At 72.8% G+C, this 7,368-nt stretch carries 6 protein-coding genes; all 6 read right to left on the bottom strand.

Going from position 1 to position 7,368, the window contains the following annotated elements; genetic code table 11:
* On the bottom strand, window positions 1–1,198 hold a 1,198-nt coding region (locus VIB55_RS12600; RefSeq protein WP_331877000.1), incomplete at its 3' end, for a Wzz/FepE/Etk N-terminal domain-containing protein.
* Between the two features lie 8 nt (window positions 1,199–1,206).
* Window positions 1,207–1,857: a polysaccharide biosynthesis/export family protein gene (locus tag VIB55_RS12595; RefSeq protein WP_331876999.1), complete on the bottom strand. Its 651-nt coding sequence runs from the start codon at window positions 1,855–1,857 to the stop codon at window positions 1,207–1,209.
* A gap of 55 nt (window positions 1,858–1,912) precedes the next feature.
* The gene (locus tag VIB55_RS12590) at window positions 1,913–2,842 is read right to left on the bottom strand and encodes a sulfotransferase (protein ID WP_331876998.1); all 930 of its coding nucleotides are present in this window, start codon (window positions 2,840–2,842) and stop codon (window positions 1,913–1,915) included.
* Complete coding sequence (locus tag VIB55_RS12585; RefSeq protein ID WP_331876997.1) at window positions 2,839–4,290, bottom strand: lipopolysaccharide biosynthesis protein; 1,452 nt, start codon at window positions 4,288–4,290, stop codon at window positions 2,839–2,841. The genes VIB55_RS12590 and VIB55_RS12585 overlap by 4 nt, the downstream gene beginning before the upstream one ends.
* Window positions 4,287–6,251 carry a sulfate adenylyltransferase subunit CysN gene (gene cysN, locus VIB55_RS12580; RefSeq protein WP_331876996.1) on the bottom strand — a complete coding sequence of 655 codons (1,965 nt, stop codon included), beginning with the start codon at window positions 6,249–6,251 and terminating at the stop codon, window positions 4,287–4,289. The genes VIB55_RS12585 and cysN overlap by 4 nt, the downstream gene beginning before the upstream one ends.
* On the bottom strand, window positions 6,251–7,216 hold the full coding sequence (cysD, locus tag VIB55_RS12575) for a sulfate adenylyltransferase subunit CysD (RefSeq protein ID WP_331876995.1): 966 nt from the start codon (window positions 7,214–7,216) through the stop codon (window positions 6,251–6,253). Before cysD ends, cysN begins: the two co-directional genes overlap by 1 nt.
* Window positions 7,217–7,368 lie beyond the last annotated feature (152 nt).

The raw sequence follows: 7,368 nt of genomic DNA, 5'->3' as shown, positions 1-7,368 counted from the left end.
TGGCGGCGCGCGCCTGCGGCCCGCTGAGCAGCGAGTCGCGGATCATCTCGTGGCGCGAAAGCTGGGTGTACAGCTGGGCCACCACCGGGTTGGCCGCCACGCCGGGCGTGGCGGCGAGCGCGCGCAGCGCGGCGGCGTCGTCACTGGTGCGGGCACGCATCACCCGGTCCAGCAGCTGCTGGTACGTGCGGCGCTCGGCGTCGAGCTCCTCGCGGCGCTGCTCCAGCTCCATCAGCGACTGCTGCTCGGTGCTGAAGCGCTGCGTGGAGCTGAACGCCTGCTCCGACTGCTGGAAGCGGCTGAGCTCCAGCTGCGCGGTGGCCAACACCGAGTCGGCCGCGCGCATCTGCTCTTCGATGAAGATGCGGCGGCGCTTGGACTGCTGCTGCGCGCGCTCGGTGTTCACGGCCTGGAAGTTCTCGACCACGGCGGTGAGGACGCGCTGCGCCCGCACCGGGTCGCCGGCCACGTACCCCAGCCGCACCACGTCGGTGCGCTCCTGCAGCCGGGCGTTCAGCCCCTCGATCACCCGTTCGATGGCCACTTCGCGCGAAACGATGGGGAACGACGCCACCGAAACCTCGGGGCGCGCCACGACCGTGAAGCGGACCCCGCCCACGTTCACCGGCTGGCCGTACGCGGCCCGCGCGGTTCCGGCCCGGCCCACCGCGGTGTACCCGTCGTCGCGGAACTCCATCGCCAGCGTGTCGGTGGGCGCGCTGGGCGGCACCAGCGGGTCGCCGACCAGGCTCGACGGCACCGAGCCGGTGCGCAGGCGCAGCGACCCGGAATCGACGACGCGGCCGATCACGGTGCGGCTGCGCAGCACCTCGACCTGCGAAAGCACCGGGTCTACCGGCGTGCCGCCGGCGAGCCGCTCCATGGCCTGTTCCTCGATGCCGCCCGTGAGCGAGCGGCGAAGGTCGGCCACCCGGATGCGGGCGTCGGACTCGTACTGGGGCGGGCGCGAGCGTGCGTACCAGAACGCCAGCCCCGTGCAGGCCAGCGCCACCGCGGCGATCAGGCGCACGTGGCGGCGGAACACGCCCAGCAGGGCGTGAAGGTCTACGGCCAGCACGGCGGTCTCGGGACCGGCCACGTCGACGGCCGGATCGGCCGGCGCCACGGGCGTACGCGCCACGCGCAGGGCGGGAACGACGGGCCCGGCCCTGCCCCCGGAATCGTTGGAGAGCGGCATCGGTACCTCTACTGCTTCGGTGCGGAAGAATTATTCGAGATGAACAGACGGGCCACGGCCGCCAGGGCGGCCACCACGCTGGCGGCGGGCGCCACGTACTCCCGGAAGACGGAGACCCTGCGGTCCACGCGGATCTGGTCGCCGGAACGGACCGGGATGTCGCCCGTGCCGGGACGGGTGAGGTCCAGGACGCGGTCCTGTCCGCCGCGCACCAGGTGCACCCGGTCCAGCCGGCCGCGCTCGGTGACGCCGCCGGCCTGCGCGACGGCCTGCATGAGGGTGACCTCGGGCCTCACCAGCAGCAGGTCGGGCTGGCGCACCTCGCCCGCCACGGCCACCCGGAAGAGCGGCACCACCAGGAACTGCGGGTTGGTCTCGAACCGCTGCAGCACCCGCCGCACCCCCGCCTCCACCTCGGCCATGGGCACGCCGGCGGCGCGCACCTCGCGGTAGATGGGGTGCGCCACGGCGCTGTCGCCGCCCACCTCGAACTCGCCGCTCAGCGCGTCGTTCTTCCACACGGTGATGCGCACCAGGTCGCCGGGACGAAGCACCGGCGCCTCGGGAGCCACCTGCGCCTGCAGCCGCGGCGCGGCCGCGAACACCATGAGGACGATCAGGCCGCGCAGGGGCGCGGACCATGGACGAAGCCGTTTCAAGGAAGCGGAAAGTGAAGGTTCAGGGAAGGCGCGCCACCCGGCGGGAGCGCGTAATCTAGGGCCGAAGACGCGAAATGGCAACCGGTTGCGCGTTCCCGGCACCCGGTCCGGCGGCCTCGGGCGTGCCCGTCCACTCCGGCAACGGGCGCCCCAGCAGGGTGCGCAGCAGGTCTACCTGGGGGGCAAAGAACCGCTCCAGCATGGCCACGGTCTCCGGGTCGGAAGCCACGCGCCCCTCGGATTTCACGTTCAGGCGCCCCAGCCCCAGCCCGCGGGGAAGCCCCATGCGGTCGCGCACCGCGGTGCCCCAGCGCATCACCCGGGCAAGGCGCAGCGAGCGGGGGTGCTTGGCGCGGTTGCGCACGGGAAACTCCGACCGGCCGTCGTCGGGTGCACCCAGGAAGGCCAGCACGCGCCGGTACTCGCGCGCGGGATCGTCGCGCATGTCGTCGAGCAGGAGGGGAAGCACGCGGGCGCGGTCCACCCGCGCGTACAGCCGCTGCAGCTGCTCGCCCAGGGCGCACACGCTCGCGTACTGCAGGAACGCGGGCTCCTCGCACGACCGGGGGATCCCCTCGCCCCGCGCCCGGGCCTCCTGGCGCTTCCACGCCGACAGGAAGTCGGGCGCGTCTTCGCGGCCGGTGAACACCAGGTGCTGGTACAGCGAAAGCGCCATCTGCACCGGGTTGCGCAGGCACACCACGTAGCGGGCGCCCGGGCTGTACCGCTCGATCCCGGCCACGGCCGTGCGCGAGTACAGGTACCAGGTCGTGGCCTCGCCCACGGCCGCGTGCCCCTCGCCGGCCTTCGCGAACAGCGCCTCGTACTCGGCCGCCGTCCGTACCTGCCGGTGCAGGTCGGTGCTGAAGTGAAAGGGCTCCTTGACCGGCGACACGTACACGCCGGGGTTCTCGGCCAGCCAGCGGGCCAGCGAGGTGGTGCCGCACTTGGGCGCACCGATCACGAAGAAGTCGGGCCGTTTCATGGTTCCTGCGGAAAATCGGTCGGCGCGGCCACGGCCCGGGGCCGGTGGCGCAGGAGGGCGCGGGGGGCAAAGGCAAAGGCCACCAGCCCCGTGCGGCGGTACAGGAACACCGAAAGCAGGACGTTCCAGGCCACCAGCCCCAGCGCCATCGCCACCGCCGCCCCCTGCATTCCGAACCGCGGGATCAGCAGCAGGTTCAGCGCTACGTTGATGGCGGCCGCGGCTCCCAGCCCGCGCAGGGCGTCGCGCTCGTGGCCGGTCATGTTCAGCGCCAGCCCCACCGAGCCCGCGGCCACGTTGGCCAGCTCCCCCACGGCCACGATGACCAGGGCGGTGTAGGCCGGCGCGTACCCGGCACCGAACACGGCCGAGAGCAGCTCGCGCCCGGCCAGGGCGAAGATCGCCACCGGCACCAGCGCGGTGGCCAGCGCCACCCGCGAGGTGCGGGTCAGCAGCCGCTGCAGGCCGTCCATGTCGCCCCGGGTGTACGACCGCGCGATCTGCGGCCCCAGCGCCACGTTGGTGGCGTTCAGCGTAAAGGCCACGAGCGTGGCGCCCTGCAGGGCCACGCGGTACAGGGCCACGTCGTCGACCGAGGCGAACAGCCCCAGCACGAAGACGTCGAAGTGCTGGATGCAGGCCTGCACCCCGGCCAGAAGCGAGAGCGGGCCCACGCTGCGCAGCCACCCCCGGTCGTCGTACGCGGGTGCCGCCGAGTGGTACGCGGCCGGCAGCCTGCGGCGCAGCATCCAGCTGGCGGCGGCCAGCGCCACCAGCGCGGCGGCCACGTGGCTGGCCGTGGCCACCGGGGCCGTGAGCCCCCCCGGCACCAGGAGCGCGGCGGCGGCGGCCAGCAGCAGAAAGGCCGCCGGGCGGATCAGCTGCTCGGGGAGCAGCCCCGCGCCCACCGCGTGAAGGCCGCGGAGCGCCGCCCCGCGGGTGTTGCCCAGCGCCACCGCGGGCACCAGCAGCAGCGACCAGAGCACCGTCTGGCGCATGCCGCTCCCCGGCGTTTCCGGGATGAACGGGAGCGCGGCCAGCGCGGCCACGGCAAGCGCCACCCCGAAGGCGAGCAGCCCCCCGTCGGCCCGGCGAAAGAGGCCGCGCACCAGGTCCCACCGCCCCTGCGCCTCGTACGCCGAGGTTTCGCGCACCACCAGCGTGGGCACCCCCAGCTGCAGGGGCATCGCCAGCAGCGACGCCCCCGCGAACACGAAGGCGTACACGCCGTAGCCGTCGGGCCCCATCAGCCGCGCCATCAGCGCCGCCGTGCCGATGGTCAGCGCCGTGTAGCCCAGCTTCAGCGCCAGGCTGTGCAGCGCGTTGCGCCTCATCCCCCCGCCCGGCCCGCCCGCGCCCTCCGGCGCGCCGGCCCCCCGTGCGGGAGCCGCGCGGCGGCCTTCCCCGCCCTTCACCGCCACCGCCCCCGGGCCCGCCGGCAGGCTCATGCGCGCCCGGCGTCCGCGACCAGCCCCCGCTCCCGGAGGAGCGCCAGCAGCGCCTCGACCGCCTCGTCCACCTCCACCCCGGCCGTGTCCAGCCGCAGCTCCGGGTGTTCGGGGGCCTCGTACGGGGCGGACACCCCCGTGAGCTCCACCCCCTCGCCGGCGTCGGCCCGGGCGTACAGGCCCTTGGGGTCGCGGCGGCGAAGCTCGTCGAGGGCGCAGTCCACGTGCACCTCCAGGAAGCGCCCCTCGGGCACCAGCTGCCGGGCGCGGGCGCGGTCGTCGCGGTAGGGCGACACGAAGGTGCACAGCACCACCGATCCCGCCTCGAAGAACAGCCGGGCCACCTCGCCCACCCGCCGCACGTTCTCGGCCCGGTCGGCGGGCGAAAAGCCCAGGTCGGCGTTCAGCCCGTGGCGAAGCTGGTCGCCGTCCAGCAGCATGGTGCGCACCCCCGCCTGGAAGAGGCGCCGCTCCAGCGCCCGGGCGATGGTGCTCTTTCCCGCCCCCGACAGCCCGGTGAACCAGAGCACCGCCGCGGCGTGCCCCTGGGCCGCTTCGCGCTCCTCGCGCGGAACGTTCCACTCTTCCCACACCACGCCCGGCGACGACGCCGGGGCGGCCGGCCGGGGCGCGAACAATTCGTCCGCCGTCTGCACCGGGCCGCGGATCATCCCGGCGGCCACCGTGGCGTTGGTGAACGGGTCGACCAGGATGAAGCTGCCCGTGGCGCGGTTCAGCTGGTACGCGTCGAAGAAGAGCGGCACCGAGGCGGTGATCTCCACCCGGCCGATGTCGTTCAATTGGAGCCGGTCGACCTCTTCGCGGTGAAGGGTGTCCACGTTCACCCGGTACACCACCCGCGACACCAGGGCCCGCGCCGAGCGGGTGGTGTGCTGGACGACGTACGACACCGACGGGTCCAGCTCCGCTTCGCCCATCCAGCAGAGCATGGCCTCGAAGCGGCTGCCCACGGTGGGCAGGTTCATCCGGCGCACGATCATGTCGCCGCGCGAGATGTCGACCTCGTCCTCGGTGGTGAGCACCACCGAGTCGCCCTCGGCCGCCTCGGCCAGGCGCCCGTCCATGGTCTCGATGGCGGCGACGCGGGTGGTCTTGCCCGAGGGAAGCACCACCACCTCTTCGCCCGGCGTGATGGTGCCCGACGCCACCTTCCCCGCGAAGCCGCGGAAGTCCTGGTGGGGGCGCACCACGTACTGAACGGGAAAGCGGAAGTCGACCAGGTTGCGGTCGGCGCCCACGTTCACGTTTTCCAGGTGGTGCAGGAGCGTGGCGCCGTCGTACCAGGCCAGGCGCTCGCTCTTGGAAACGATGTTGTCGCCGTGCAGCGCCGAGATGGGGATGAAGGTGAGGTCGGTGATCCCCAGCTTCTCGGCGAAGGCGGTGTAGTCGGCCACGATCTCGTCGTACACGTCGCGGCTGAAATCCACCAGGTCCATCTTGTTGACGGCCACCACCACGTGCGGAATGCGCAGCAGCGAGGCGATGAAGCCGTGGCGCCGCGACTGCGTGAGCACGCCGCGGCGCGCGTCCACCAGCACGATGGCCAGCTCGGCGGTAGACGCCCCCGTCACCATGTTGCGGGTGTACTGCACGTGCCCCGGGGTGTCGGCGATGATGAACTTGCGCCGCGGGGTGGCGAAGTACCGGTACGCCACGTCGATGGTGATGTTCTGCTCGCGCTCGGCCCGCAGGCCGTCGGTGAGCAGGGCCAGGTTCAGGTGCAGCTCGCCCCGGCGGCGGCTGGCGCCCTCGATGGCCTCGAGCTGGTCCTCGAAGATGGACTTGGTGTCGTACAGCAGGCGGCCGATCAGCGTGCTCTTGCCGTCGTCCACGCTTCCCGCGGTGGTGAGCCGCAGCAGGTCCATCTCCCGGTACTGCCGGGCGGCCTGCTCCCACGCGCCGGCGGCGCCCTCCGTCGCGGCCTCGTTCAGCACCTGCATCAGAAGTACCCCTGCCGCTTGCGGTCTTCCATGGCCGCCTCGGAGCGCCGGTCGTCGGCGCGCCCGCCCCGCTCCGTCACGCGGGCCGCGGCGATCTCCACGATGATCTCCTCCACCGACGCCGCCGCCGATTCCACCGCGCCCGTGCAGGTGGCGTCGCCGACGGTGCGGAACCGTACCGTCCGCTCCTCCGCGGTTTCGCCGGCCTCGACCGTCACCCAGGGCGAGCGCGCCAGCCACTGGCCGTCGCGCATGACCACCTCGCGCCGGTGCGAAAAGTACAGCGAGGGCACGGCGATGCGTTCGCGGGCGATGTACTGCCACACGTCCATCTCCGTCCAGTTGGAAAGCGGAAAGACGCGGAAGTTCTCGCCCGGCGCCTTGCGGCCGTTGTACAGGCTCCACAATTCGGGGCGCTGGTTGCGCGGGTCCCACTGCCCGAAGGCGTCGCGGTGGCTGAAGAAGCGCTCCTTGGCGCGCGCCTTTTCCTCGTCGCGGCGTCCCCCGCCGAAGGCCGCATCTACCTTGAGCTCGCGGAGGGCGTCGAGAAGGGTGACCGTCTGCAGGGCGTTGCGGCTGGCCCCGGGCCCCGTTTCCTCCACGGCGCGGCCCTGGTCGATGGAGTCCTGGACGTAGCGCACCACCAGCCCGGCCCCGGTCTCGGCGGCCAGCCAGTCGCGGAACTCGATGGTCTCGGGGAAGTTGTGCCCCGTGTCGATGTGCAGCAGCGGAAAGGGAAAGGGCGCGGGCCAGAAGGCCTTACGGGCCAGGTGCACCATGACTATGGAGTCCTTGCCGCCGGAAAAGAGCAGGTGGGGGCGCTCGAACTGCGCCGCCACCTCGCGCATCACGTGAATGGCCTCCGACTCGAGCAGGTCGAGGTGGCTCTTTCGGTACGAGGCCGGGAACGAGGCGGCGGGCGCCTGCTCCTCGCCGGCGGGATCCTTGATCAGCGTAGCTTGCATGGACGGCACGACCTGACGGATATCAGAACGAAAGAAGGGCCGCTCGCCTAGGGCGAGGAGGCCAGCGCGGGCTCGGCGGCGCCGGCCCCGGCGTTTTCGGCGTACCAGGGAAGCGCCCTGGCCAGCCCCGAGCGGGGGGTGTGCTCCGGCCG

Source organism: Longimicrobium sp. (genome assembly GCF_036554565.1).
GTDB lineage: Bacteria > Gemmatimonadota > Gemmatimonadetes > Longimicrobiales > Longimicrobiaceae > Longimicrobium.
The sequence above is the reverse complement of the archived record's forward strand: the minus strand, read 5'-3'. Positions and strand labels throughout refer to the sequence as shown.

Coding starts and splice junctions, on each gene's coding strand:
- VIB55_RS12590 (WP_331876998.1), bottom strand. CDS start 2,842: ATGAAACGGCCCGACTTCTTCGTGATCGGTGCGCCCAAGTGCGGCACC.
- VIB55_RS12585 (WP_331876997.1), bottom strand. CDS start 4,290: ATGAGCCTGCCGGCGGGCCCGGGGGCGGTGGCGGTGAAGGGCGGGGAA.
- cysN (WP_331876996.1), bottom strand. CDS start 6,251: ATGCAGGTGCTGAACGAGGCCGCGACGGAGGGCGCCGCCGGCGCGTGG.
- cysD (WP_331876995.1), bottom strand. CDS start 7,216: ATGCAAGCTACGCTGATCAAGGATCCCGCCGGCGAGGAGCAGGCGCCC.